We start from the raw sequence: 25232 nt of genomic DNA on the forward strand, positions 1-25232 counted from the left end.
GTCTAGGGATGCGCTCGCGACCAGCCGTCGCGGAGCACCAGGTCGAGCGTGTCGACGAAGAAGTCGGCCGACGCGCGATCGAGGCAGAGCGGTGGCTTCACCTTCAGCACGTTCCGGTGGTCGCCGGTCGGCTGCATGACGATGCCGAGCTCGAGCATCCGGTCGCAGATCGCCGCCGTCTCCTCGGTCGCCGGTTCGAGGGTCGCGCGGTCGCGCACGAACTCGACGCCCAGGTAGAGGCCCAGGCCGTGCACCATGCCGATGAGCGGATGCCGCGTCGAGAGCTCCTCGAGCCGGCCCTTCAGGTGCGCGCCGACCGCCGCGGCGTTCTCCTGCAGTCCCTCGTCGCGGAAGGCGTCGAGCACCGCGAGGCCGGCCGCGCTCGACGCCGGGCTGCCCCCGGTCGACGAGAAGAACGGGCCCTGGGACCCGAACCGCGCGGCGATCTCGCGGGTCGTGACGACCGCACCGAGCGGGTACCCGTTGCCTGCCGCCTTCGCGACTGCGACGACGTCGGGCACGACGCCCTGCTGCTCGAAGCCCCAGAACCAACGGCCGAGGCGGCCGTATCCGGCCTGCACCTCGTCGGCCACGGCGAGGCCGCCAACCTCGCGCACGGCCGCGTAGACCTCGGCGAGGTAGCCGTCGGGCAGCGGGATGCCGCCGGCGTTGCCGAAGAACGTCTCGGCCACGAACGCGGCGGGCGGGCGGTCCGATGCGGCGAGCCGGCGGATCGCGGCGGCGGCCTCGGGCGCGTAGCGCGCGGCATCCGCCCCTCGATGCGCGCCGCGGAACGGGTTGGGCGCCTCGACGACGTGCACCCAGTCGGGCCGGCTCGCGAGTGCGCCGGGGTTGTCGGCGATCGAGGTCGACACGGCATCGGAGGCGTACGTCCAGCCGTGGTACGCCTCGAGGACCGACACGACGTCGCGCCGTCCCGTCGCGGCGAGCGCGATGCGCAGGGCGAGGTCGACCGCCTCCGAGCCCGAGTTCACGAGGAACACGGTGTCGAGCGGGGCTGGCAGCATCGCGGCGAGTCGCTCGGAGAACTCGACGACCGCTCCGTAGTTGAAGCGCGAGTTGGTGTTGAGGGTGCGCAGCTGTCGCGTCACAGCCGCGGCGAACTTCGGATGCCCGTGGCCGAGGGGCGTCACGTTGTTGACCATGTCGAGGTACACGCGCCCGTCGGTGCCGATGAGGTGCTCGCGCCAGCCGCGCTCGATGCGCGGCGGGGCGTCGTAGTAGTGCTCCTGCACCTCGGCGAAGGCACGGTCACGACGGGCGACGAGCGCGGTCGCGTCGGCCGAGGGGTCGAGGTCCACGGATGCCGCGGGCGGCTCCCCTGCGCGGAGTCCGAGCAGCGGGGCGGGGTCGAGGGTCAGCGCGAGCCACCCCGGCGCGTACTCGGGACGCAGGAGGTGCGGCACGGGCGGCGCGCCGTCGCGCTCGACGCGGAGGCGGATGCGCGTGCGGGCCGGTGCCGTGCCGTCGACGGCGCCCTCTGCGACGAGGCGTGCGCCGTCAAGGGGAGCATCAGCGAGGGCCAGCGCGTGCGGCTCGGCGAACCACACGTCGATCCCGGTCGGGATCGTCGCCGACGAGACGGCCGAGTGGATGCGGCTCTCGGTCAGTCGCGCGGTTCCCCGCTCGAGCCACGCGGCGGAGGCCCCCGCGTCGAGCGCCGCGAGCGCGAGCCGGTCCTCGAGGCCGGGGTCGAGCCATGCGCCGGCGTCGACGTCATCGGACTCGATGGAGACGTCGAGGCGCACCGCCGTCGCCGCGTCGAACCCGGGGAGGGGCCGGAGCGTCGACGTCGCAGCGGTCATGTCGCTCGCCGCGTCGCCTGCCGCCGAGGGCGACTCGACGCCGATCGCCGCCGCGATCACGCCCGTCATCACCTCGATCGGCACCGAGGTCGCCTGCTCGAAGATCCGCCACTCGCGGTCGATGCCCTCTGCGGCATACGCGTTGTCGCCCCCGTCGAGCTGCACCTGGTGCTCGCCGCTGACCACGAGCACGGCGCCGCGCAGCACGACGAGCGGCCAGATCGCCGCGACCTCGGCGGCCGACAGCGGGCGCAGCGCGTGAAAGGCCGTGATCGCCGGGAGCACCGAGACCGGCTCTGCGCCCGCGTGGTGCAGCACCGACGAGACGGTGATCGCCGGCTCCGCGACGGCCCAGGTGCGCGTGACGTCACCGAAGTCGATGAGCCCGTCGGGGATCCGCATGCCGCGCTCCGAGGTGCAGACCACGTTGTCGTCGGTGAGGTCGAGGTGCACGGCCTGGCGCGGCAGGTCGGATGCGACGGCGGCGACGTGCGCCCAGGCCGCCGCCGCGGCATCCGTCACCCGCTGACGTTTCGTGGGGTCGGGGTGATGCCGGGCCAGGAGTTGGACGACCTCGAGCGCGAACCGCGGGTCCCACTGCAGTACGCGGTCGAGCCCCGGGTGGTCGAAGTCGGCGAGGGCGAGGCTCGTCTCGGCGGCGAGCCGTCCGAGTCGCGCGACGACCGTGGGGGAGAGATACGAGCCGCCCGTGAGGGTGCCGCCGGGGAGGTACGCGATGAGGCGGATGCCGAGCGGGCCCTCGCTCGTGTCGGCGAGGATCGAGCGCGGCGCGCCCGTGGCATCCGCCGTCGTCGTGGCGATGCGCAGGTGCGGGGCGGCCGACGCGATGCGCTCCGCGGCGAGCTCCTGGGCGGCGAGCTCCACGGCGGTGAAGGCGGGGTTCGTGACCTTCACGACGCCGATGGTCGCAACGCCGCCAGCGCCCGTGCCGACCTCGGCGGGCTGCGCGCGCGCGAGGAAGTTCTGGTCCTGCTGGCTGCCGAGGGGAGTGAGCTCGACGTCGAGGCCCCACGCCGTGCGCACGATCTCGACCACCTCGTCCGACGGCAGCTGCGGCGCGGGCAGCTCGCCGGCGTCGAAGAAGTCGAATCCGCGTGCTGCGACGCCCTCGCCCGGCTGCGACATGGTGCCCCTCTCCGCTTCGACGATAGCCACTCGCGTCGCCGCTCCGGCATGGCCGCCGAGGCGAAGTCGTCGTTGCCGGATCGCCGCGGGCGCGGGCGCGGGGCGTGGCAACTGAGGCGTTCGCCATCGGAGACATGATTCCCTTTGGAAAATCGGTGCCGAAGAGCCGAAGTGCCGAAGTGCCGAAGTGCCGAAGTGCCGAAGTGTGGCGGAAGGAATGATGTCGTGGAACGCGCAGCAAGCGGCTGGCGCCGGCCGCCCACGAGGCAGAAGGCGTGACGCTCGAGCGCGCGGCCGCTGGCCAGCGCGAGACCCGCGGAGTGAGCCGGGGCGCTACGAGCGCGCGGCCACCGCCCGGCGGCGCCGCAGCTCGACCGCCACACGGACGGCGACCGTGACGAGCACGACGGCGACCGTGGCAATGATCGCGGTCACGCCGACGACGGTCGACGCGGGCGCGTCGGTGAGGCGGGCGACGGCGATCCACGCGAGTCCCCAGCCCAGCGAGAGCGTGGGGGCGATGCGCCCGCGGTCCCAGACGGCGAGGGCGATGCCGATGAGCCCCGCGACGGCGACCACGACCACGGCCCACGTCTCGGGCGGGATGCCCCAGCCGTCCCAGCCGGTGGCGGTGAGGGCGGCGGTGACGTTCGCCGCCGTCGCCACCATCACCCAGCCGAGGTAGAGGCCGATGGTGCCGTCGGTCACGAGGGCGTCGAGGGCGTTCTTCGGCGGCATCGCGAGGCAGATGCGGAACGCGACGATGAGCACGATGAGCAGCGCCACGATCACCGGCACGCTGAGCCAGAGCAGGTCGAACTGGATGCTGAGGATCCACGCGGCGTTCAGCAGCAGCGACGCCGCCACCGGGTAGCCGAGCCGGCGGTGCCGGGCGTCGGTGCGCTGGCCGGGCAGGAACTGCCACACCGCGTAGGCGAGCAGCCCGAAGTAGATGACCGACCAGATGCTGAACGCGCCGGTGCCCGGTGCGATCAGGGTGGCGTCCGCCGCGAGCGCGCCGCCCGCGGCATCCTGAATCGGCTGCCCGCCCGCGGCGCCCGAGCCGATGAACGAGCCGATGACCGCCAGCACCGCGCTCACCGCCACCGTGAGCTGCCTCGCGAGGTCGCCGCGGGTGGTGCCGGTCGTCGTCGTGGTCGAGGACGTCGTGGTCATGGTCGCTCCTGCCGTCGTCTGGTGGATCCCGGTCGGGTTGCGTCGCCAGCCTAGGCAGGGGCTCGCCGCGCGCGCGTCGAACCTTCGGTTGATGCCGTCGCCGGTCGCCGTCGGCCATCCCGGCCGCGCGCATCCGCGCGGCTAGGCCGACCCGGCGCCGAGTTCCTCGCGGATGCGGCGCAGGTCTTCCATCAGCGAGCCCACGAGGATCCAGTGGCCCGACGTCGGCGGGGCGATGACGAGCGCCGACGTGAGCGCCGGCGTCTCGGACGTGACCGGCTCGGGCTCGGGCTCGGCGACGCGCACGGCGAGCCGCACGTCGTGCGCGACCCGGCGCAGCTGCTCGGCGATGGCGCGCACGGTCGGTTCCCGGTGCAGCGCGTCGTCGTAGTGGTCGGCGAAGGCCCGCGTCATGCCGATCAGCTGCGTGACGATCGGGCTCAGCAGGTCGAGCAGGTCGCGCAGCGCCGCGAGCTCCTCTCGGTGCGCCGACCGGCGGGGGTTCAGGGTGAGCGACTCCTCGCCGGCGTCGATCGCGGCCTCGGCGGCATCCCGCATCGGACGCAGCAGCCGCGCCTCGATCATCAGCGTCTCGACGTCGGCGGCCGCCTGCGGCCCCTCGAGCGCCGCCGCGAGTCGATCGACGGATGCCGCGAGCTCAGCGCCGAGCCGGGCGATGTGCTCGCGCGCGGGCGCCACCGCCACGGGTGGCACGATGGCCACGTTGACGACGATGCCGATGGCCGCGCCGATGAGCGTCTCGAGCACCCGATCGAGGGCGTACTCGGGCGAGGACGCGCCGAGCGCGAGCACGAGCATCGCGCTGATCGCGACCTGGTTGGACGTGCCCGGCGTCATCTTCAGCGCCCAGGCGACGAGCATGGCGATGACGATCGCCAGCAGGATGATCCAGGTGCTCTGCCCGAACACGAGCGAGATGCCCGTGGCGATCACGACGCCGAGGATCACCCCGATCGAGCGCTCGACCGCCTTGCCGAGCGACTGGTTCACGCTCGGCTGCACGACGAGCAGCGCCGCGATCGCGGCGAACACGGGCAGCGGCCCGGGGATCAGCCAGCCCGCGATGAGCCAGGCGGCGATCGTCGCGACCGCCGACTTCGCCACCTGCAGCAGCGGGACCCGCTTCGTGGCGCGCAGCGTGGCCGAGATGCCCATGCCCCTCAGGCTAGCCGCGCGCCGGAGGGCTGGGCAGATGGGTCGCCCGCGGGTGAGAATGGGACGGTGCCACCCGGCACGCCCTTCGAGGACGAACGAGGTGTCACGCATGCAGCGATCCGTCTCCGCCCAGCTCACCCTGCAGGTCGCCGCTCCGGCGCGGCTCGCGTTCATCGTCGCCGTGGCGGCCCGTCCGCCGGCCGAGCGACTCGCCCTGCGGCACGACGGCGAGGCGATCCAGCCCCGTGAGGTGACGGATGCCGCGGGCACGCGCATCCACGTCGTCGACGTCGCGCCCGGCACGGTCACGCTCGACTACGGCGCCACCGTCGAGGGGCGCGCCGACGCGGCATCCGGAACCGAGCTGGAACTGCTGGAGTACCTCCGGCCCAGCCGCTACGGCGAGGCCGACCGGCTCGCGCCGACCGCGCACGCGGAGTTCGCGGGGTTGGCCGGTGCCGACCTGCTCGCGGCCGTGAGCTCGTGGGTGGGCACGCGCCTCAGCTACGTGCCCGGTTCGAGCCAGCCGACCGACGGCGCGGTGCAGACGCTGCTCGCGGGCCGGGGCGTGTGCCGCGACTACGCCCACCTCGTGATCGGGCTGCTGCGCGCGCTCGACGTGCCGGCTCGCCTCGCCGCCGTCTACGCGCCGGGCCTCGACCCGATGGACTTCCACGCGGTCGCCGAGGCGCATGTCGACGGCGCGTGGGACGTCGTCGACGCCACCACGCTCGCGCCGCGGTCGACGCTCGTGCGCATCGCGACCGGGCGCGATGCCGCCGACACGGCGTTCCTCAGTTCGTACGGCGGCAACGTGACGCTCGAGTCGATGCTGGTCACGGCGGTCGCCGACGAGCTGCCCGACGACGACGTGACGCGCCTCGTCCGGCTCGGCTGAACGGCAGCAGTGAGTCTCGCGCGCTCGGGCCGGCTCAGAGCGAGGCCAGCGCCTCGTCGATGGGATCGTCCCCCGAGACGAGCTCGAACTGGGTGCGGGATGCCGCGCCCGAGGTGAGCAGGGCGGCGATCGTCGCCGCGACATCCGCCCGGGGGATCGAGGCGCGAGGCACCGTCGTCGCGGCACGCACACGCCCGGTGCCCGGCTCGTTCGTGAGCCCGCCGGGCCTCACGATGGTCCAGTCGAGGTCGCGCTCGCGCACCGAGGCATCCGCTTCGCTCTTGGCACGCAGGTAGAGCTGGAAGACGTCGTCGGACTCGGCGTCGAACTCGTCGGTGGCGATGGCCGAGACGACGACGAGCCGGGGCACCCCCGCAGCCTCGGCGGCGTCGGCGAGCAGGATCGCCGCGTCACGGTCGACGGTGAACTTGCGTTCGGCCGAGCTGCCCGGGCCGGCGCCCGCGGCGAACACCGCGGCATCCGCGTTCTTCAGCACCTGGCCGACCTCGTCGACCGACGCGTGCTCGAGGTCGAGCACCACGGCGACCGCGCCGGTGGCGTCGACGTCGTCGCGATGGTCGGGGTTGCGGATGATCGCCACGGGTTCGTGGCCGGCCTCCGCGAGCAGGCGTTCGAGGATGAGGGCGATCTTGCCGTGACCTCCGGCGATGACGACGCGCATCGCCCCAGTCAACGCGGTGAGCGCCGCTGCCGCAAGCGCTCCGGGCGGCGACACAGTGACGATCGGGCACCCCGAATTCCGGACGGATGTCACGCGCTGCGCTCTTGGCACTCTCGCGGTGCGAGTGCTAATCTGAACCTACTTGAGCGAGATCGACTCAAGTCTTGGACACCGGCCCGAAGAGGGCCGCGACACAGGGAGGAATGCCGATCATGGCCATGTACTGGGACCCGTTCCGTGACCTCGACCGCCTCGCTGCGACCATGCTCGACTCGAGGCAGGGGCCGCGCGTGATGCCGATCGACCTGCACCGCGATGGCGACCACTACGTGCTGAACGCCGACCTGCCGGGCGTCGACCCCGGCTCGGTCGACGTCGACATCGACGGACAGCTGCTCACCATCCGCGCCGAGCGCACGCTCCGCTCCGACGAGCAGGCGCAGTGGCTCGTGCGCGAGCGTCCGAGCGGATCGTTCCTGCGCCAGCTCACCCTCGGCGACGGGCTCGACACCTCGGGCATCAGCGCCCACTACGAGAACGGCGTGCTGAGCGTCGTCATCCCGGTGAGCGAGCAGGCGAAGCCGCGCAAGGTCGAGGTGCAGTCCGTCTCCCGTGGCGAGCAGGCCGTCACGGCCGGCCGCGGCAACGGCAGCGGCAGCTGACGCGACCGACCAACCCGGGGAGCCCGCACCGCCGCCCGGCGGGGCGGGCTCCCGCCATGTGCACCGCCGTTCCCGTCGGTGGCCGGGTCTAGCGTGGAGGGCATGACGTCGCTCGCAACCGACCTCGCACGACTGGGCGCCGAGTTCTCGGAGTGGCGCGACGCCACCTCGTTCCGCACGTCCGACGACATCCCGCGCGTCGAGCGCCCGGCCGGGTGGCTGCCGCGCTTCGACCGTGCCGCGATCCACGAGTTCACGCTCACGCTCGCCGGCTTCGCCGACCGCTGGAAGGCAATCGACGCCGAGGGGCTCGGCGCGCTGCCCGTCGGCACGCAGGTGGACCACCGGCTGCTCGGCGCCGCGTTGGCGCGCGTGCACTGGGAGCTCGAGGTGCTCCGCAACTGGGAGCGCGACGCCGTGTTCCTCACGTCGCAGGTGCTCGGTCCGTGGTTCGACCTGCTGCTGCCGCCACCGCCGTTCGACGAGCGGCGACAGGCCGACCTCGTCCGCGTGCTCGAGGCCATCCCCGCCGCCGTCGAGCAGGCGATCACGAACCTCGAGCGCGCCGGCGTCGCGACCCTCGCCCGGGTGGCGGCGGCCGACCTCCACGAGATCGGCGCGCGGCTCGAGCGCTCCGTGGCCGAGGTCGTGCCGCTGACGGATGCCACGACCGCCGCCGCGCTGCGGGCCGCGCAGCCCGGGGCGAGCGCGGCCCTCGAGCGGTTCCGAGGCTGGCTCGCGGCATCCGCCGATCGGCTCGGGCCCGACGTGCCCGTCGGACGCGAGGCCTTCACGTGGTACCTGCGCCACGTCGCGCTCGTGACGCACGATCCCGAAGAGCTGGTGCGCGCCGCGATGCAGGACGCGAACCGCAGCATCGTGGCCGAGGTGGCGACCCGCGCCCGCCTCCGCGACGTCGCCGAGCCCCCGCTTGCCGCCTCAGCCGAGGCCGAGTCGACGGCCGAGGCCGCCGCGGAGGCCGAGGTGCGCGCCTTCTACGAATCCGCGGGCCTGCTCTCCCAGCCCGAGACGCTGCGCCGCTACCGCTTCGCGCCGACGCCGCCCTACCTCGAGCCCCTCGCGTTCCTCGGCGTGAACGACGACCTCACGAGCGTCCGTCGCGTGGCGGACGACGCCACCTCGTACGTGCCCGAGCCGTCTGCCGAGCTGCCCTACTTCGACGCGGCGAACGCGCGCGACCCGCGCCTCGGCATCATCCACGAGGGCGCGCACAGCCAGCAGCTCGCGCTGTCGTGGGCGCAGCCGAATCCGCTGCGGCGGCACTTCATCGACTCCGTCGCCAACGAGGGCATCGCGCACTACAACGAGGAGCTCATGCTCACGGCGGGGCTCTTCGCCGACGCCCCGCACTCGCAGGTCATCGTGCACAACTTCATGCGGCTGCGAGCGTTGCGTGTCGTCGTCGACGTGAACCTCGCCACCGGGGCGTTCAGCCTGCCCGAGGCCGTCGACTTCTTCGTGCGCATGGTGCCGATGGACGTCGGCACCGCCACCGAGGAGACCGCCTACTACGTGGCGACGCCCGGCCTCGCGATGTCGTACCTGGTCGGCAAGCACGAGGTCATGCGGCTGGTGGCGGATGCCGCGGTCGCGGCCGCGCTCGACGGCGCCGAGTTCTCGCTCCGCGAGCTGCACGACGTCGTGTGGCGCAACGGCAACGTGCCGATGTCGCTGCTGCGCTGGGAGCTGCTCGGCGACCGCGGCGACGTCGACGCGCTCGATGCCGCCGGCGCGTGGTGGGAGTCGGCGCCCGGGGGTGCGGGGGTCAGCGGGAGCTGAGGTCAGCGGGACCGAGGCAGGCGGGGCGCGTCAGAACGCGACGCCCTCCGCCGCGTCGGGGCCGTCCACGTCGGACTCGTCGGGGTCGGTCGCGGCTGGGCCGGTCGCGTCTGTGCGGGTCGCATCCGGGCCGGGGGCGTCCGGGTCGCGCTGCGACGCGGCATCCGGATCCTCCTCGGGCTCGAACGTCGTCGGCTCGCCCGCGCCGACGCCCACGCCGTCGGGTTCGTTCGGGATCGTGCCCTCGCCGCCGAGGCCGTCGGGCTTCTTCGTGCCCTCGGGGTCGTGGTGCGCGGTTGCGTCGCTCATGGTGTCCTCCCCTGACCTCCTCACGATCACACGCCCGTCGGCGCGCCGGCGCGGGGTTGACACGCACGACAATGGACTCAGCGACGAGGGAGGGCCCGCATGACCGACGGAACCGTGGTGACCGAGGCCGACCTGGCGTGGCTCCGCCGATGCGTGGACCTCGGCACGGCCGCCCGCCAGCGTGGTGACCACCCCTTCGGGTCGCTCGTCGCCACCGCCGACGGACGCACCGTCGAGGCGATGAACTCGGTCGTCACCCACGCCGACCCCACCGGGCACGCCGAGACGAACGTCGTGCGTGCCGCGGCATCCGTGCTGCCCGCCGAGGTGCTGGCGACGAGCACGCTCTACACGAGCACCGAACCCTGCGCGATGTGCGCCGGCGCGATCTACTGGAGCGGCATCGCCCGGGTCGTGTACGCCCTCGGCGAGGACGGGCTGCGCGACATCGTCGCCGAGCAGGAGGGCGTGCCCACCATGGCGCTCCCGTGCCGCGAGGTGTTCGCCCGCGGCGGCCGGCCCGTCACGGTCGCCGGCCCGGCCGACCTGCCCGAGGCCACGACCTTGCACGACGGCTTCTGGGGCTGAGGGCGCCCCTCGGACGGGAGGAGAACTGCGCCGGAGGAGGTCTCCACCCCGCATCCCGTCCGCCCGCGGCGCAGATCTCCTCCTTCGGCGTCAGCGCCGCGGGAACGGCCAGCAGTCGCCCGGAGCAGGCCACGGGTACCCCCCGAACGGGCCGAAGTGTTGCGGTTTCGATTTGCGCGGCGGGAGACTCGCGTATGTCGAGTTCACGGCGCGCACCGGTGTTCGCGAAGGTCCTGGTGGTGGCATCCGCGTTCGTACTCCTGACAGGATGCACCACGGGCGGCCCCTCATCATCGACGGCCCCCGGTTCCGGCGGCCCGCCGACGCAGGCGGCCGACCCCGCGAACCTCGAGACCTCCGATCCCGAGAAGGCCGAGGCCGTGATGGCGATCGTGCGCGACTACATGGAGGAAGCGCACCTCAAGGCGGTCATCGTGCGCGTGTCGGTCGACGGCGAGGAGATCGTCAGGGCGGCCGAGGGCGAGTCGATGACCGGGGTGCCGGCCACGCCCGACATGCACTTCCGCAACGGCGCCGTGGCGATCTCGTACGTCGCGACGCTGATGCTGCAACTCGTCGACGAGGGGAGGATGACGCTCGACGACCCGGTGTCGAAGTACCTGCCCGACCTCCCGCATGCCGACGAGGTGACCGTGCGCCAGCTCGCGCAGATGACCTCGGGCTACCAGGACTACGTGCTGGGCAACGACGCGTTCGCCCAGATCGCCTACGGCGACGTGTTCAAGGCGTGGTCGACCGAGGACCAGCTCGCGCTCGCCGTCGACAAGCCGCTCTGGTTCGAGCCGGGCACCAACTGGGCCTACGCGCACACCAACTACGTGATCCTCGGGCTGGTGCTCGAGGAGGTCACCGGGATGCCGCTCGAGGACGCCCTGCAGCAGAGGGTGCTCGACCCACTGGGCCTCGCGGACACGGTCGCCTCGCTGACCGCCGAGATCCCCGAGCCGGCGCTGCACGCCTACACCTCGGAACGTCGATCCTTCTTCGACATCCCCGCCGGCACGTCGTTCTACGAGGACTCGACGTACTGGAACCCGTCATGGACGATCAGCCAGGGCGCCATCGAGACGAGCACGATCGACGACCTGCTCGAGAGCGCGATCGCGATCGGCACGGGAGAGCTGCTCTCCGACGAGTCGTACGCGGCGATGACGTCGACCGACCTGCGGGGCCGGACGACCGCGATCGACGGGTGCGTCAACTGTCGGCCGCTCGACGAGTTCGCGACGTACGGGCTCGGGTTGTGGATCTCAGGCGACTGGCTGCTGCAGAATCCGCTCTTCTACGGCTACGCGGCGGTCAACGCCTATCTGCCGTCGGAGAAGGTGGCGATCGCGGCCGCCGTCACCTATGACGAGGAGGCGTTCGACAGCGAGGGCGGGTATTCGAACGGCGGAGACGAGCTGTTCCGGAGGATCGGTGCCTACCTCGCGCCCGACGACGCGCCGCCGGTGCGGCCGGGGCAGTAGCGACCCCCGAGCGCTCCGCAACCGGCTCAGCGCCGCGCGATGGTCGAGCCGCGGATGACGAGCCGCACGGGCAGGTACTCGGTGCCCGAGCGCAGCTCGTCGTCGAGGGCGGTGAATACGCGCTGCGCCGCGGTGCGCCCGAGCTGCTGCAGGTTGGCGTCGATGCTCGTGAGCTCGGGGCGCGAATTGGTGGCGAGCACCTCCCAGTTGTCGTAGCCGATGACGGCGACGTCGTCGGGCACGCTGCGGCCGAGGTCGCGGAGCGTGTCGAGCACGCCGCGGGCGATCTGGTCGGAGCCGCACACGATGCCGTCGACCTCGGGATGCTGCGCGAGGAGCATCGCCGCCGCGTCGCGGCCCCAGTGCTCGCTCCACGCCGAGAACATCGGCTCGCCGACCAGCTCGAGGCCGGCGGCCTGCAACCCGTCGCGCACGCCGAGCAACCGGTCTTGCGCCGCGGCGTAGGCCGGGTCTCCGGTGATGTGCGCGATGCGCGAACGACCGCACGAGACGAGATGCTCGACGGCCAGACGCCCGCCGGCGAGGTTGTCGGGCGTGATCGACAGGTCGGCGGGGTCGTCGGACGGGGCGTAGGCGTACACCACCGGCACCGGCAGGTCGTGCCCGAGCGACGGCCGCGGGTCGGTCTGACGGCCGACGACGATGATCCCGTCGACCCTGCGGTTCAGCAGCGCCTTCAGGTGGTGCTGCTCGCGGATGGCGTCGCCGCGCGCGTCGCAGAGGAACACGTTGACCTGGCCGGCGCCGAACGCGTCCTCGGCGCCCATGAGGATGGGGATGACGAACCGGCCCTCGAGGTCGCTCGTGAGGAGGCCGACGGTGCCGGTGCGCCCGGCGAGCAGGCTTCGGGCGAGCTGGTTGGGCGTGAACGAGATCTGCTCGGCGGCCTCGAGCACCCGACGGCGGGTGGCCGGCGCGACCTCGTCGCGGCCGTTGATGGCCTTCGACGCGGTGGCGATCGAGACGCCGGCGAGCTTGGCGACGTCGCTGAGCGTCGACGCCCGCCCGCTGCCCGGGTGTTCCCCTCGCGCCATCGCGGCCCCCTTCCGTGTCGGAAACGTTACCGGATTCTGCTCTTGACGCCTCCGGATTCCCCAGAGTAACGTGCCGAAAAGCATTTCGGAATTTTCGCAGCACCGCTGAGCCGGAGTGTCGCAGCACCGGGCTTCCCCAGCCCGCTCAACGACGAGTCAGAGGAGAGACCATGAGCAGCACCACCCGCCGGATGCGAAGAATCGCCGGCGTCCTGGCCGCCGGCGCACTGCTGGTCGGCGTGTCCGCCTGCGCGGCCGACAGCGAGCCCGCGAGCAACCTGTCGGATGCCGGCCCCGAGGGCGTCGACGACGGGTCGACGCTCACCCTCTGGACCCGCGCACCCCTCGAGAAGCAGGCCAACCTGCTCGTCGACGCCTACAACGAGAGCCACGAGAACCAGGTCGAGCTCACCGTCGTGCCGAACGACGACTACGTCGCCAAGGTCGGTGCCGCGGCGGGATCGAACGGCCTGCCAGACCTCTTCGCCGCCGACATCGTCTACGTTCCGAACTGGGTCGAGCAGGGCCTCTTCCAGGACCTCACGGCGAACATCGACGGCCTCGACTTCAAGGACGAGATCAACCCCGGCCACCTCTCGGCCGGCACGGTCGACGGCAAGGAGCACGTGCTGCCGTTCGTGCTCGACCTCTCGATGCTGTTCTGGAACAAGGAGCTCGCGACGGAAGCGGGCCTCGACGCCGAGGCGGGCCCCGCGAACCTCGAGGAGTACGCCGAGTGGGCGAAGGCCATCCAGGCGCTGAACAAGCCCGACACCTACGGCACCGCCACGGGCCTGAACTGCGGCGGATGCCTCGTCTTCACGTGGTTCCCGAGCGTCTGGGCCGACGGCGAGCAGGTCATGAACGAGGACGGCACGGAGTCGCTCCTCGCGAGCGACACCGCGAAGGAGATCTACAGCACTTGGAAGGACCTCTGGGACTCGGGCGCCGTGCTTCCCTCGTCGCAGGACGAGGCCGGTCCCACGTGGACCGCGGGCTTCACCGAGGGCAAGGTCGGGCTCATGTTCTACCCGGCGACGCTGCTCTCGTCGACCCCGTTCGAGGCCGGCGTCTCGGGCATCGTCGGCCCTGAGGGCGGCGCCTCCACGTTCGTCGGCGGCGACGGCATCGGTATCTCGAAGGACTCGAAGAAGTCGGCGCAGGCGTGGAACTTCCTCAACTGGATGATGTCGGAGGAGGCCCAGGTCGGCGTGCTCGCGAAGGACAAGGACGTCGTCTCGCGCGGCGACCTCTCGAGCAACGAGTACTCCGACGCCGACCCGCGCCTCGTCACGATCAACGAGGTGGCCGCGAACGGCGACACCCCGGTGGCGATCCACTTCCAGGAGGCGTTCAACGCGCCGAACAGCCCGTGGCTGACCCTGGTGCGCGACGCCGTTCTCGGCGACGGGGCATCCGTCGACGCCGACAACGACGAGATCACGGCGGTGCTCTCGCAATAGGACGGATGCGGGCAGCCGGCGCCGATCGCGAGGTCGGCGCCGGCCGCCCGCACGAGGCGCCACCCCGGCACCACGCAGGCACCCCGGCACCACGCAGGCACCCCGCACCACACGAAAGGCCCGACCATGACCGCCCTGGCCCCTCCCGCCGAGACGGCGTCGCCGCCGAGGCGCTCTACGCGCCGCAGGCGCCGTGCCACGCACGGCGGCGCGATCGCCGGCTGGCTCTACGCCACCCCGACCGCGCTCTTCGTCCTCCTCCTGTTCGTGCTGCCGCTGCTGCTCGTGCTGCAGATGTCGGGCTCGGACTGGCCGCTGCTCGGCGGCAACCAGGGCTGGAACATGCCCGACAACTACGAGGACGCGGTGACGAACCGGTTCTTCACCGACTCGGTCGTGTTCACCCTGAAGTACACGATCCTCACCACCGTGATCCTGCTCGCCCTGGCGCTCGGGCTCGGCCTGCTCGTGCAGGAGTCGTCGCGGTGGAAGGGGCTGCTGCGCACCTCGTTCCTCATCCCGAGTGCGCTCGGACTGGCATCCGCGTCGCTGCTCTTCTACGTGCTCTACTCGCCGATCGCCGGGCCGTTCGCCGACCTCATGGCGGCGTGGGGCTTCACCTTCCTGGGCACCCCCGACGGCGCCCTCTGGTCGACCATCTTCCTCATCGTCTGGCGGTACGCGGGCTTCTACATGCTGCTCATGCTCGTGGGCCTGCAGGGCATCCCCGACGACGTCTACGAGGCCGCCCGCATCGACGGCGCCTCACGGTGGCAGACGTTCCGCAGCGTGACCCTGCCCCTGCTGCGGCCCACGCTCGCGCTCACGACGGTGCTCTGCGTCACGGGCTCGCTGCTCGCGTTCGAGCAGTTCTACATCCTCACCAAGGGCGGGCCCGATAACTCCACGATCACGATCGTGCAGCTCATCTACAGCGTCGCGTTCCAGGGCCCGAACAACCTCGGCGTGGCCGCGGCGCTCTCGGTGATCGTGCTGCTGGCCCTCGTCGTCATCAACGTCGCGCAGATCCGCGCGTTCAGCAGGAAGGCCGAGGACTGATGAGCATCGACACCGCGCCCGACACCACCCGGGCGATCGTGACGGATGCCGCGGCGCACGGCCCGCGCAGCCGGTATGGCGTGGCGCGGAAGCATCCGCCGACCTCGTTCGCGGGCATCGCACTGCGCACCCCCTACTGGGTGGTCACCGGCGCGCTCGCCGTGCTGTTCCTCTACCCGCTGATCTGGACGACGGTGGCGTCGTTCTCGCCGCGGGCGGGCACGAACCAGGTCGACGGCTGGGGCCTCGGCAACTACGTGACGCTCGCGAACTACCAGGCGGGCATCTGGGTCTACCTCTTCAACTCGGTGTTCGTGTCGCTGCTCACCGTGGCCCTGACCCTCGTCATCTCGCTGCTCGGCGGCTACGCGTTCGCGCGGTTCTCGTTCCCGGGCAAGAACGCGCTGTTCCTCGCGACGCTCGCGATCCTGATGGTGCCGTACACGACGCTGTTGATCCCGCTCTACGTGCTGCTCAACCTGGTCGGGCTGTCGAACTCGCTCGTGGGCGTCGCGCTGGTGCTCACGATGTTCCAGCTGCCGTTCTCGATGTTCATGATGCGCATCTCGTTCGAGGCCGTGCCCCGTGAGCTCGACGAGGCGGCCATGGTCGACGGATGCTCCAGCTTCACGGTGCTCTGGCGTGTGCTGATCCCCGCCGTGAAGCCGGGCCTCATCACGGTGGCGCTCTTCGCGTTCCTCGCAGCGTGGAACGACTTCATGGCGCCGCTGATCCTCATCAACGACTCGAACAAGATGACGCTGCCGCTGGCCGTCTCGAACCTCCGCGGGCAGGTGCAGGGCGTCGTCGACTACGGCGCCACCGAGGCCGGCGTGGTCGTGCTGGCCGTGCCGTGCATCCTGCTCTTCCTGATCCTCCAACGTCACTACGTGCGCGGCTTCATGTCGGGCGCCTTCAAGGGATGACCATGACGCTCACCACCAACACCACCACCACGACCCATGCGGTGCCCGTCGCGCCGAGTGCGGGAGTACTGCGCCCGCTCGGCCTCGACGAGGTGACGATCACCGGCGGGTTCTGGGGCCGCCGGCAGGCCGTCAACGGCACCGCCACGATCGACCACATCGGCGCGTGGCTCGAGCGCGAGGGCTGGCTCGCGAACTTCGACCTCGCGGCATCCGGAGCACTTCCAGAGGGACGCCGCGGCCGCGAGTTCTCGGACTCGGAGGTCTACAAGTACCTCGAGGCGATCGCCTGGGAGATCGGCCGTCGCGACGCGGTGGGCGAGCCCGCGGACGAGCTCGAGGCGCGGTTCCGTGCGGTCGTGGCGCGGGTCGCGGCGGCGCAGGAGCCCGACGGCTACCTGAACACGCGGTTCGGGCGGCCCGGTCAGGGCGCGCGCTGGTCGGACCTCGAGTGGGGCCACGAGCTGTACTGCCTGGGACATCTCTTCCAGGCGGCCGTCGCCCGGGTGCGCACGCGCCCCGATGCCGACGACGGCCTGGTCGGCATCGCCCGCCGGGCGGCCGACCTCGTGTGCGGGGTCTTCGGCGCCGGCGGCGACGAGCGCATCTGCGGGCACGCCGAGGTCGAGGTGGGCCTCGCCGAGCTGGGCCGCGCGCTCGGCGAGCCGCGCTACGTCGAGCAGGCCCGCCTGTTCGTCGAGCGGCACGGCCGCGGCACCCTGCGCGACATCGAGTGGGGCCGCTCGTACTACCAGGACGACGTGGCCGTGCGTGAGGCCGGCGTGCTGCGCGGGCACTCGGTGCGCGCCAACTACCTCGCGGCCGGGGCGGCCGACGTCGCGGTCGAGACCGGCGACGACGAGCTGCTCGGTGCGCTCGACCGGCAGTGGGAGACCACTGTGGAGCGTCGCACCTATGTGACCGGCGGGCAGGGCTCGCACCACCAGGACGAGGCGTTCGGCGAGGACTGGGAGCTGCCGAGCGACCGGGCCTACTCCGAGACCTGCGCGGGTGTGGCCTCCGTGATGTTCAGCTGGCGGCTGCTGCTCGCGCAGGGCGACCCCCGCTTCGCGGACCTCATCGAGCGCACGCTGTTCAACGTGGTCGAGACCTCGCCGTCCGAGGCTGGAACCGCCTTCTACTACGCGAACACGCTGCACCAGCGTCGCCCGGGCGCCGTGGCCGACGCCGACACGGTGTCGCCGCGGGCGCAGTCGTCGTTGCGCGCGCCGTGGTTCGACGTGTCGTGCTGCCCGCCGAACACGGCCCGCACGTTCGCGAGCCTCGCCGCCTACGTGGCAACGGCGGATGCCTCGGGCGTGCAGCTGCACCAGTACGCGCCGGCCGCCATCCGCACCACGCTCGAGACCGGCCAGGAGGTCGCGCTCGAGGTCGCGACCGAGTACCCCCGTTCGGGCGCCGTGCGCGTGACGGTGCTGACGGATGCCGCGGAGCCATGGACGCTCTCCTTGCGGGTGCCGGCGTGGGCGGCGGGCGCGCGGCTCACCCTGCGGCCCGCCGGCGCCGACCTCGTGCAGGCGCAGGACGCGGAGCCGGGAATGGTGTCGTGGACGCGCGCCTTCGCCGCCGGCGACGTCGTCGAGCTCGAGCTTCCGGTCGAGCCGCGGTTCGCCGCTCCCGACCGCCGCGTCGACGCGGTGCGCGGATGCCTCGTGGTCGAGCGCGGCCCCGAGGTGTTCGCCCTCGAGTCGGTGGACCTCGTCGGCACGCCGCTCGCGGCATCCGACTTCGCCGACCTGCGGGTCGACCCGACGGCCGGCCTGCGCGACGCCGCGGGTCCCGAGGGCGGCGCGGGCGTGCTCGCCACCATCGTGGATGCGCGCACCGGCACGCGGGCCGAGGTGCCCCTCGTGCGGTACCACGAGTGGGCCGAGCGCGGGCCGTCGCAGATGCGGGTGTGGGTGCCGGTCGTGGGGGCGTAGGGGCGGGGAAGCGCGCCCCGACGCCGCCGGGCGTCGCGGCACCCGGCCTCCGGCGGGAAGGGCCCAACGCCTCAGGGCTTGACGAGCCCGAGCTCGAGGAGGCTCCGCGCCGAGGCGAGGATCGCCTCCTGCGGGGTGCGCGGGTTCCAGCCGAGCATCCGGGTGGCCTTCTCGTGCGAGGCGCCGCGCGCTCGCCGCAGCTGCGGTGCGATGGCGCGCAGCTCGGGGCTCACGAAGGCGCCGGCCCGCACGAGCCAGCGCGGCAACGTGCGCGTCGGCACGTGCCGGGCGTCGGCGCCGAGGTGACGGCGCAGCAGCATGGCCATGTCGTGGAAGGAGATCGGGTCGCCGGCGACGGCGAGGAACCGCTCGCCCGCGGCATCCGGATGCCGCATCGCGAGCACGTGCAGGTCGGCGACGTCCCGCACGTCGACCCCCGTCGTGGTCCCCGGCGGCACCGCGGGCACCTTCCCGTTCAGCAAGCGCAGCAGCACGTGGATCGACGTCGAGAAGTCGACGCCGAGCGCGGGCCCGAAGATGACGACGGGGTTCACCGTGGCGAACTCGAGGCCCGCGCCCTCGCGCTCGATGAACTCCCACGCCGCCCGCTCGGCGAGCGTCTTCGACTGGATGTACGGGGTGAGGTGCGGCGCCGTGAGGTCGGTCCAGTCCACCTCGGTGAACGGGCGGCCGGGGTCGGTGCCGTAGCCGATGGCCGCGAACGACGACGTCTGCACCACGCGTCGCACGCCCGTGTCGCGGGCGGCCCGCAGCACGCGCAGCACGCCCTCGCGGGCCGGCTCGATGAGCTCGTTCGCGTCCTTCGGCTGGCGAACGGGCAGGGGGGATGCCACGTGCAGTACGTACCGGGTGCCGTCGACCGCGTCGAGCCAGCCGTCGTCCTGCATGAGGTCGGCGACGACGAACTCGATCCCCACGGGATCCTGCCCGCCCGCACGCACGAGATCGCGGACCTCGCCGGCCCGGTCGAGCGATCGCACCGTCGTGCGCACGCGGTAGCCCTCGCGCAGGAGCGCGACGATGCAGTGCGCGCCGACGAAGCCCGTTCCGCCGGTCACGAGCACGAGTTCCCCGCTCATCCAGCCCCCACGGGTGGGACTCTACTCCGTCAGCTCGCGACGCCCGGTGGGGACTGCGGCGGGGCGCCGGAGGGCGCCAGCCAGATCGCGGGCGCAGGCCAGGCGATGCCGTACGAGGCGAGCACGAGCACCGTGAACGCGTAGATCATCACGGCCATGGTGAGGCATCCGAGCACGATGCCGACGATGGGGAGGGGCGCCCGGCGACGCCCGAGCGAGCGGTACCTCGATGCCGACATGCCGCCGAGCCAGACGGCCAGCGACCCGAAGAGCACGAGCCACGCCGTGCGCTCGTACTGGCCCTCGAGCGGCACGAAGAAGCAGGTGAGCGTGGTGATGACGCCGATGCCGACGGAGGACCACCCGAAGAACCGGGCCCAGCCGAGGCCCTCGGCTGCGTCGCCGCCCCATCGCATCCACTCGCTCATCGGCTCGATCATCGCACGCCGGCCGGGAACGCGAGTGGGCCCGCCTCCGAGGAGACGGGCCCACCGTGGTGCGAGCGGTTCGGCTACTGCGGGTTGACGACGTCCACCGTCATGGCGCCGCCGGTGACCTGGCTGGTCACCGTGGCGGTCACGCCGTGGCCGGCGACGAGGACCCCGCCCAGCGGGTTGAGCGGGCTCATGAACGCGTCCTTCACCGCATCCGTGAACGTCGCGGTCTGCTGCCGCTGCGTGCCGTCACCGACGACCGCCGCGGCGGACTCCACGTGCTGGTTCTTGCCCTTGCCGACGAGGACCTCCTTGTGCAGCGCGACCTGGTCGATCGCCTGGATGCCGAAGGTGGCGTCGTACGGCTGGCGCCGGTTGCTCGGCTTGGTGCCGTCGGGGTAGGTCATCGGCACCACGCCGGCGTCGATCGGCAGCGCGAGGCCGTGGCCCTGGTGGTCGATCGTGTTGTTGTCGGTGTAGGTCTCGTCGACCGCCCACACGAGCATGCCGTCCTGGAACGGGAAGCGCTCGACGTGGTCAGGCGCCGTGTACGGCTTGTCGAACTGGTAGGGGCCGTTGCGCAGCGTGTCGTCGTAGCCGACGTAGGTGCGGTTCTCGACCAGGTAGTAGGCGTCGCCCGAGCTGACCTCGGAGCCGGTGCTGATCTTGAAGCCTCCCGCGGCGGTCCAACCGTTGGCGCCGCCCTCGACGCTGTCGCTCAGCACCGTGGTGCCGCCGCTCTTCACGACGATGTCGTCGAGGAATGCGCCGGCGAGGTGCACGCCGCCGTCGGACTGGTAGCGGAAGCGGAACAGGGTGTTCGCGTTGCCGCCGGGCACCGAGTACTTCAGCGTCGTCCACTTGCCGTTCGACGTGTCGGAGAGGCTGCCGACCGTGATCCAGTGGGCGCCCCCGTCGGTCGAGTACTCGCCGTAGAGGTAGTCGAAGCCGGCCTCGATGTCGTACCAGGCCTTCGCCGAGACGGTCGCGGTCTTGACCTTCGACAGGTCGAGCGTGCGCTCGAGCGTCGTGTTCAGGTCGTCGGCGCTCGAGGTCCACCAGGCGTGTCCGCCGTTCGGCGTCACGTAGTCGTTGGTGACGGGCGCGTCGGGCACGTCGACGACGAGGGCCTGGTCCTGGCCGTCGGCCTGGAGGGCGGCCGGGCTCAGCGTGTAGGAGCCGCTCTGGCCGGGGTCGACCACCGAGTAGTCGAGCCAGCCGAGCTGGAGCTTCTCCCACGGGCCCATGTAGCCGGGCGTGGTGCCGATGTCCTCGGTGCCGTGGTTGAGCCACGAACCGCTCGACATGAGCGTCCAGAAGGCGGTCGAGTTCTCGCCGCCGTTCGTGTCGTAGAAGTCGGGCAGCCCGAGGTCGTGGCCGAACTCGTGCGCGAACACGCCGAGGCCGCCGTTCTCCGCCTCGACCGTGTAGTCGCCGATCCAGAAGCCGGTGTCGCCGATCTGCGCGCCGCCGAACTTCGCGCCGTCGGGACCGGTGGTGCCGTAGTCGGTCGAGTTGACGTACCAGCGGTGCGACCAGATGGCGTCCTCGCCCTGCGCGCCGCCGCCGGCGTCCTCGCCCTCGCCGGCGTGCACGGCCTGGAAGTGGTCGAGGTAGCCGTCGGGCTCGTCGAAGTTGCCGTCGTTGTCGGCGTCGTAGCGGTCCCACACGTCGAACGACGCGAGCTCGGCCTTGATGTCGGCGTCGCTCTTGCCAGCCGCAACCTGCGCGTCGTACCAGGCGTTGCCGGTGTCCTCGATGAACTGCCAGGAGCCGCCGAAGTCCTCGACGGTGTTGTCGCCGTAGGTCGAGGCGTTGCCGGGCACCGTCACCCAGTCGCTGACCTCGCCGTCGATCGTGTAGTTGCCCGACGACTGCTTCTCGTAGAAGTCCTTGAACGACTCGCCGTCGCCGAAGAAGAGGTCCTCGTAGGTGCCCTGGTTGAAGTCGGGCTGCCAGTGGGTGCTGTTGTTCACCGTGCGGTCGGGCTGCGGGATCTCGTTGTGCAGCGGCCCGGGCGTGGAGCCGAGCTTGCCGGCGGTCTGGTCGCCGAACTGCGAGAGGATCGTGAACACCCGGTCGGTGCCGGTCACGGCCGCCTGGTAGTACTTGTCGGTGTCGAGCTGCACGACGCCGTCTTCGCCGGGCGAGGCCTGGCCCGAGAGGATGAGCTTCTGGGCGGCCTTGCGGCGCTGGTTCTGCCGCTCGGTGAGCGGGCCGGGGCGGTTGTCGAGCCGCTGGGCCGCGGCCGTGTCCGAGGTGGGACCGTCGGCGGGGGCGGCGACGGCTGCAGGCCCGAAGGCCGCACCCGCCATGACCGTCATGCCCGCCGCCGCGACGGCGACCATGCCGCGCATACGTCGATTCACGAGTTCTCCTTACATGGAAATGCGCCCGGGATCGCCGGGCACGGTGCGGGAAACCTAACACCGGCGTCCCCCTCGGGGAAGAGGTTGACCTCGGTCATGTTCCGAAACGACCCGAATCGTTATCGGGCGCTGCATCCGCGTCGCACCACCTGCGAACGACGCAACGAATCCGAGGGCGCGACCTCTTGTGCAGATCCCGCCCCCGGGTGAAAATACGCGCCGATTCCGATCAGGCGGCGACCTCCGGTGCGGCCTCAGCCGCGACCGTCGCCGCCGCACGGCCGCCGAGCAGCGCGTCGACCACGAACGCGGCGTCGCGGTCCATGCCCATCAGGGTCTCGGATGCCACGGAGTACTGGAACGGCATGCCCACGAACCCGAGCCCGCGGCATCCGCTCGCCACGCCCCGCACCTCGATGGGCAGCCCGTGCACGTCGACGACTCCGTCGACGTCGATCCAGTCGAGCTCGGGTCGCGACCCGGTGCACCAGACCACGGTGGCCGCGTCGATCGCCGTGCCGTCGGCGGTGACGGGGCGCCCGGCCTCGACGCCCTCGATGCGGCCGACCTGCACGACACCGGCGCGAGCCAGGTCCTTCAGCGAGTTGCGCACCAGCATCACGCCATGGCCGGCGCCCTCGGCCCTGGCGGCCCGGCCCTTCTCGGTGTCGATCGTGATCCCCCGCAGCCGGCGGATGAAGATGCCGGTCATGAGGTTGCCGATCGGACGGTCGATGTCGATGGGCACGTGCCCCGGATGCCGTCCGGCGAGCGTCACGGCATGACCCGCCGCCGCGGCCTCGAGCGCGACATCCGTGCCCGAGTTCGCCGCGCCCACGACCAGCACCGGCCCCTCGGCCAGCTGCTCCGCCCCGCGATAGTCGAGCGAGTGCAGCTGCCGGGTCGACGGATCGAGCCGAGCTGCGAGGTCGGGCGTGACCGGCCGGCGGTGCGCGCCGGTCGTGACGATCACCCGCGAGGCGAACACCTCGCCGCCGTCGCCGAGCGCCAGGCGGAACCGGCCGTCGGCGCCGCGGCTCAGCGACACGACGCGGACGCCCGTGCGCACCGGCAGGCGGAAGTGCGCGGCGTACCGCTCGAGGTAGTCGCCGAGCTGCGCGCCGGTCGGATAGCGGAACCGGCCGATCTCGATCGGCAGCCCGGGCAGGCTGAGGTACCGACGCGGCGTGAACAGGCGCAGCGAACGGTAGCGCTCGCGCCACGCGTCGCCGACGCGGGCGTGCTCGTCGAACAGCTCGAAGTCGACGCCGCGGTCGGCGAGGTGCGTCGCGACCATGAGCCCCGCGGCTCCGGCGCCGATGACGGCGGTGTCGATGACGGTGGTGGACATGAGGGCCTCCTGGAACATCCGAGTCGCTGATGCCCGCGACGCTACGGATGCCGCGGCGCGGCCGCGTCGGCAGAAATGACCAGTTCCCGTGGTGCCTCGGGTGGGCGCCGGCTCAGGATGCCGCGGCGAGCCCGTGCTCGAAGGCGAACGCCGTGGCGCCCGAACGGTTGGCGAGCCCGAGCTTGCCGAGGATGTTGCTCACGTGCCGCGCGACCGTGCGTTCGCTCAGGAAGAGCTGCTGGGCGATCTGCCGGTTGGTGCGCCCGCCCGCGATGAGCCGAAGCACCTCGACCTCCCGCCTCGTGAGGCCCGCGGATGCCGCGGCCGCCGGTTGCCCCGCCGCACCGGCGAGGCGCTCGAGCCGGTCGAGGTCGGCGACGGCGCCGAGGTCGGCGAGCACGGTGCGCGCCGCGTCGAACTCGAGCTGCGCCGCCTCCTCGTCGCCGGCCGCGCGGCTCGCCCGGCCGAGCAGCACCCGGGTCACCGCCGACTCGTAGGGCGCCTCGAGCTGACGCCACGCGGACCACGAGCGGCGGAGGAGCGGGAGCGCGCGGTCTGCGGCATCCGCATGCAGGAGCAGGCGGGCGTCGGCACGATCGGCCTGCGCGCCGAGGTAGGCCGTTCCCAGCAGGTCGGCCATGGCGCGGAGCTCGGCGGCGGCCCGGGTGGCGACGGCCGCGTCGCCGTGCTCGACCTCGAGCTCGACCTGTGCCGCGAGCAGCTCGGCGCGGATGCTCGGCACCGGCCCGGACTCGAGCGCCCGCACGAGGCCCGACCTCGCCGCCGTCAGGCGACCCTCGTCGCGTCGCAGCCGCGCGAGGCCCGGCTGCACCTCGCGGCCCAGCTCGGCGGCGCGCCGGTACGCAGCCTCGGCCTCGGCGCGCCGGCCGGCCAGCCGGTGCAGCTCACCGACGCCGTAGTAGGCGTTCTCGAGGGTGAGCGCGCGGCGTTCGCGCTCGCACACGACGGCGAGGGTGGCGGCGGCCTCGTCCCACTCGCCGAGCAGCTGCAGCACGGTCGCCCGGTGCACCGAGCATTCGCCGCGGAACAGCTCCAGGCCGCGCTGCGCGTCGCACCACTCGCTCAAGTCGCGGGTCCACACCCGTGCCCGGTCGATGTCCCAGCGGTCGATGCAGCTGGCGATGACGCCGCAGTACGCCGGGCCGGCCGCGCGATCGCCGACGCGCCCCGACGAGACGGCGAGCATGACCCGGTCCATGGTGGCGAAGCCGTCGACGACTCGTCCGCTGAAGACGAGCGACCGCGCCAGCGACATGGTGGCCAGCACCTCGACGTCGAGGTCGCCCGCAGCCCGGGCCGACGCCGCGGCCCGCTCGCAGAGGCCGACGGACTCCTCGATCCGACCCTGCGCGTAGGCGGCCGAACCCTGCGCGAGCGCGAGCACGGCGTCGCCGAGCGGCGAGGGGTCGCCCATGCCGCCGAGCTCGGCGAGGCGCGACATCCACGCCATGGCGCGCACGCCCTCGCCGCGGTCGGCGAGCGTGAAGCCCAGCCAGAACACGCACCGCATCGCGGCATCCGTCTGACCGGCGTCGGCATACGCCTGCTGCGCGGCGTCCCACGCGCGTTCGCACTCGCCGTCACGGCCGATGAACCAGGCGGCGAGCCCCAGTTCGTCGAGCTCGGCGGCAGTCAGCGCGTCGCGACGGGCGCTCAGCTCGTCGTACGTGGAGGTCCAGTCGGCGACCTGCGCCGGGCCACCTGTCGGCATGTGGCCATTGTGCGCCCGACGCCCGACCTCGGCAAGGACCGGCGGCA

General features: G+C 72.3%; 20 protein-coding genes. 9 read left to right on the plus strand and 11 right to left on the minus strand.

The annotated features are described in order from the left end of the window. Positions 1-2: 2 nt before the first annotated feature. The 3 genes from AC1DZA_RS01050 to AC1DZA_RS01060 all read right to left on the minus strand — a co-directional run bounded on the left by AC1DZA_RS01050 (position 3) and on the right by AC1DZA_RS01060 (position 5324). On the minus strand, positions 3-2972 hold the full coding sequence (locus tag AC1DZA_RS01050) for an aminotransferase class III-fold pyridoxal phosphate-dependent enzyme (RefSeq protein ID WP_476771350.1): 2970 nt from the start codon (positions 2970-2972) through the stop codon (positions 3-5). A gap of 333 nt (positions 2973-3305) precedes the next feature. Continuing rightward, a complete protein-coding gene (locus AC1DZA_RS01055; RefSeq protein WP_476771351.1) occupies positions 3306-4148 on the minus strand; it encodes a tryptophan-rich sensory protein in 843 nt (280 codons plus the stop codon). Positions 4149-4289: 141 nt separating this feature from the next. Further along, positions 4290-5324 carry an FUSC family protein gene (locus AC1DZA_RS01060; protein WP_476771352.1) on the minus strand — a complete coding sequence of 345 codons (1035 nt, stop codon included), beginning with the start codon at positions 5322-5324 and terminating at the stop codon, positions 4290-4292. 109 nt (positions 5325-5433) lie between these two features. Here AC1DZA_RS01060 and AC1DZA_RS01065 point away from each other — a divergent pair, with 109 nt between their 5' ends. Further along, positions 5434-6222, plus strand: coding sequence for a transglutaminase-like domain-containing protein (locus AC1DZA_RS01065; RefSeq protein WP_476771353.1), 789 nt, complete (start codon positions 5434-5436; stop codon positions 6220-6222). 34 nt (positions 6223-6256) lie between these two features. Here the strand turns inward: AC1DZA_RS01065 and AC1DZA_RS01070 are convergent, their stop codons facing one another. Further along, the gene (locus AC1DZA_RS01070; RefSeq protein ID WP_476771354.1) at positions 6257-6904 is read right to left on the minus strand and encodes an NAD(P)H-binding protein; all 648 of its coding nucleotides are present in this window, start codon (positions 6902-6904) and stop codon (positions 6257-6259) included. Between the two features lie 212 nt (positions 6905-7116). Between AC1DZA_RS01070 and AC1DZA_RS01075 the strand changes: the two genes are divergently transcribed. Further along, positions 7117-7566, plus strand: a complete 450-nt coding sequence (locus AC1DZA_RS01075; RefSeq protein ID WP_476771355.1) for an Hsp20/alpha crystallin family protein — start codon at positions 7117-7119, stop codon at positions 7564-7566. A gap of 102 nt (positions 7567-7668) precedes the next feature. Next, positions 7669-9366 (plus strand): DUF885 family protein, encoded by a 1698-nt coding sequence (locus tag AC1DZA_RS01080; RefSeq protein ID WP_476771356.1) that lies wholly within the window; start codon positions 7669-7671, stop codon positions 9364-9366. Positions 9367-9396: 30 nt separating this feature from the next. Here AC1DZA_RS01080 and AC1DZA_RS01085 read toward each other — a convergent pair whose 3' ends face one another. Next, complete coding sequence (locus AC1DZA_RS01085) at positions 9397-9675, minus strand: hypothetical protein (protein ID WP_476771357.1); 279 nt, start codon at positions 9673-9675, stop codon at positions 9397-9399. Between the two features lie 99 nt (positions 9676-9774). Here AC1DZA_RS01085 and AC1DZA_RS01090 point away from each other — a divergent pair, with 99 nt between their 5' ends. Continuing rightward, positions 9775-10263 carry a nucleoside deaminase gene (locus AC1DZA_RS01090; protein ID WP_476771358.1) on the plus strand — a complete coding sequence of 163 codons (489 nt, stop codon included), beginning with the start codon at positions 9775-9777 and terminating at the stop codon, positions 10261-10263. Positions 10264-10457: 194 nt separating this feature from the next. Further along, complete coding sequence (locus AC1DZA_RS01095) at positions 10458-11753, plus strand: serine hydrolase domain-containing protein (protein ID WP_476771359.1); 1296 nt, start codon at positions 10458-10460, stop codon at positions 11751-11753. Between the two features lie 26 nt (positions 11754-11779). On the opposite strand, the gene AC1DZA_RS01100 is transcribed toward AC1DZA_RS01095, so the two are convergent. Further along, complete coding sequence (locus tag AC1DZA_RS01100; RefSeq protein ID WP_476771360.1) at positions 11780-12808, minus strand: LacI family DNA-binding transcriptional regulator; 1029 nt, start codon at positions 12806-12808, stop codon at positions 11780-11782. A 170-nt stretch (positions 12809-12978) separates the two neighbouring features. Between AC1DZA_RS01100 and AC1DZA_RS01105 the strand changes: the two genes are divergently transcribed. The 4 genes from AC1DZA_RS01105 to AC1DZA_RS01120 all read left to right on the plus strand — a co-directional run bounded on the left by AC1DZA_RS01105 (position 12979) and on the right by AC1DZA_RS01120 (position 18199). Next, positions 12979-14271: an ABC transporter substrate-binding protein gene (locus AC1DZA_RS01105; RefSeq protein WP_476771361.1), complete on the plus strand. Its 1293-nt coding sequence runs from the start codon at positions 12979-12981 to the stop codon at positions 14269-14271. Between the two features lie 126 nt (positions 14272-14397). Then, complete coding sequence (locus tag AC1DZA_RS01110) at positions 14398-15330, plus strand: carbohydrate ABC transporter permease (RefSeq protein ID WP_476771362.1); 933 nt, start codon at positions 14398-14400, stop codon at positions 15328-15330. Further along, a complete protein-coding gene (locus AC1DZA_RS01115; protein WP_476771363.1) occupies positions 15330-16256 on the plus strand; it encodes a carbohydrate ABC transporter permease in 927 nt (308 codons plus the stop codon). The genes AC1DZA_RS01110 and AC1DZA_RS01115 overlap by 1 nt, the downstream gene beginning before the upstream one ends. 2 nt (positions 16257-16258) lie before the next feature. Beyond that, positions 16259-18199: a glycoside hydrolase family 127 protein gene (locus AC1DZA_RS01120; protein WP_476771364.1), complete on the plus strand. Its 1941-nt coding sequence runs from the start codon at positions 16259-16261 to the stop codon at positions 18197-18199. A 71-nt stretch (positions 18200-18270) separates the two neighbouring features. Here the strand turns inward: AC1DZA_RS01120 and AC1DZA_RS01125 are convergent, their stop codons facing one another. From AC1DZA_RS01125 to AC1DZA_RS01145, 5 genes are all read right to left on the minus strand, one after another. Then, a complete protein-coding gene (locus tag AC1DZA_RS01125; RefSeq protein ID WP_476771365.1) occupies positions 18271-19299 on the minus strand; it encodes an SDR family oxidoreductase in 1029 nt (342 codons plus the stop codon). 29 nt (positions 19300-19328) lie between these two features. Then, a complete protein-coding gene (locus AC1DZA_RS01130; protein ID WP_476771366.1) occupies positions 19329-19727 on the minus strand; it encodes a hypothetical protein in 399 nt (132 codons plus the stop codon). Between the two features lie 83 nt (positions 19728-19810). Then, complete coding sequence (locus AC1DZA_RS01135) at positions 19811-22102, minus strand: immune inhibitor A domain-containing protein (protein ID WP_476771367.1); 2292 nt, start codon at positions 22100-22102, stop codon at positions 19811-19813. Positions 22103-22331: 229 nt separating this feature from the next. Beyond that, positions 22332-23453 carry a flavin-containing monooxygenase gene (locus AC1DZA_RS01140; RefSeq protein WP_476763068.1) on the minus strand — a complete coding sequence of 374 codons (1122 nt, stop codon included), beginning with the start codon at positions 23451-23453 and terminating at the stop codon, positions 22332-22334. Between the two features lie 112 nt (positions 23454-23565). Beyond that, entirely contained in the window at positions 23566-25185 is a 1620-nt protein-coding gene (locus AC1DZA_RS01145) for a LuxR C-terminal-related transcriptional regulator (protein ID WP_476771368.1), read from the minus strand. Positions 25186-25232 lie beyond the last annotated feature (47 nt).

It is taken from the genome of Agromyces sp. P2_B3 (assembly GCF_056404815.1).

Bases quoted from the DNA above. Each gene is read 5' to 3' on its own strand.
- AC1DZA_RS01050 (WP_476771350.1), bottom strand. From the start codon at position 2,972: ATGTCGCAGCCGGGCGAGGGCGTCGCAGCACGCGGATTCGACTTCTTC.
- AC1DZA_RS01055 (WP_476771351.1), bottom strand. From the start codon at position 4,148: ATGACCACGACGTCCTCGACCACGACGACGACCGGCACCACCCGCGGC.
- AC1DZA_RS01060 (WP_476771352.1), bottom strand. From the start codon at position 5,324: ATGGGCATCTCGGCCACGCTGCGCGCCACGAAGCGGGTCCCGCTGCTG.
- AC1DZA_RS01065 (WP_476771353.1), top strand. From the start codon at position 5,434: ATGCAGCGATCCGTCTCCGCCCAGCTCACCCTGCAGGTCGCCGCTCCG.
- AC1DZA_RS01070 (WP_476771354.1), bottom strand. From the start codon at position 6,904: ATGCGCGTCGTCATCGCCGGAGGTCACGGCAAGATCGCCCTCATCCTC.
- AC1DZA_RS01075 (WP_476771355.1), top strand. From the start codon at position 7,117: ATGGCCATGTACTGGGACCCGTTCCGTGACCTCGACCGCCTCGCTGCG.
- AC1DZA_RS01080 (WP_476771356.1), top strand. From the start codon at position 7,669: ATGACGTCGCTCGCAACCGACCTCGCACGACTGGGCGCCGAGTTCTCG.
- AC1DZA_RS01085 (WP_476771357.1), bottom strand. From the start codon at position 9,675: ATGAGCGACGCAACCGCGCACCACGACCCCGAGGGCACGAAGAAGCCC.
- AC1DZA_RS01090 (WP_476771358.1), top strand. From the start codon at position 9,775: ATGACCGACGGAACCGTGGTGACCGAGGCCGACCTGGCGTGGCTCCGC.
- AC1DZA_RS01095 (WP_476771359.1), top strand. From the start codon at position 10,458: ATGTCGAGTTCACGGCGCGCACCGGTGTTCGCGAAGGTCCTGGTGGTG.
- AC1DZA_RS01100 (WP_476771360.1), bottom strand. From the start codon at position 12,808: ATGGCGCGAGGGGAACACCCGGGCAGCGGGCGGGCGTCGACGCTCAGC.
- AC1DZA_RS01105 (WP_476771361.1), top strand. From the start codon at position 12,979: ATGAGCAGCACCACCCGCCGGATGCGAAGAATCGCCGGCGTCCTGGCC.
- AC1DZA_RS01110 (WP_476771362.1), top strand. From the start codon at position 14,398: ATGACCGCCCTGGCCCCTCCCGCCGAGACGGCGTCGCCGCCGAGGCGC.
- AC1DZA_RS01115 (WP_476771363.1), top strand. From the start codon at position 15,330: ATGAGCATCGACACCGCGCCCGACACCACCCGGGCGATCGTGACGGAT.
- AC1DZA_RS01120 (WP_476771364.1), top strand. From the start codon at position 16,259: ATGACGCTCACCACCAACACCACCACCACGACCCATGCGGTGCCCGTC.
- AC1DZA_RS01125 (WP_476771365.1), bottom strand. From the start codon at position 19,299: ATGAGCGGGGAACTCGTGCTCGTGACCGGCGGAACGGGCTTCGTCGGC.
- AC1DZA_RS01130 (WP_476771366.1), bottom strand. From the start codon at position 19,727: ATGAGCGAGTGGATGCGATGGGGCGGCGACGCAGCCGAGGGCCTCGGC.
- AC1DZA_RS01140 (WP_476763068.1), bottom strand. From the start codon at position 23,453: ATGTCCACCACCGTCATCGACACCGCCGTCATCGGCGCCGGAGCCGCG.
- AC1DZA_RS01145 (WP_476771368.1), bottom strand. From the start codon at position 25,185: ATGCCGACAGGTGGCCCGGCGCAGGTCGCCGACTGGACCTCCACGTAC.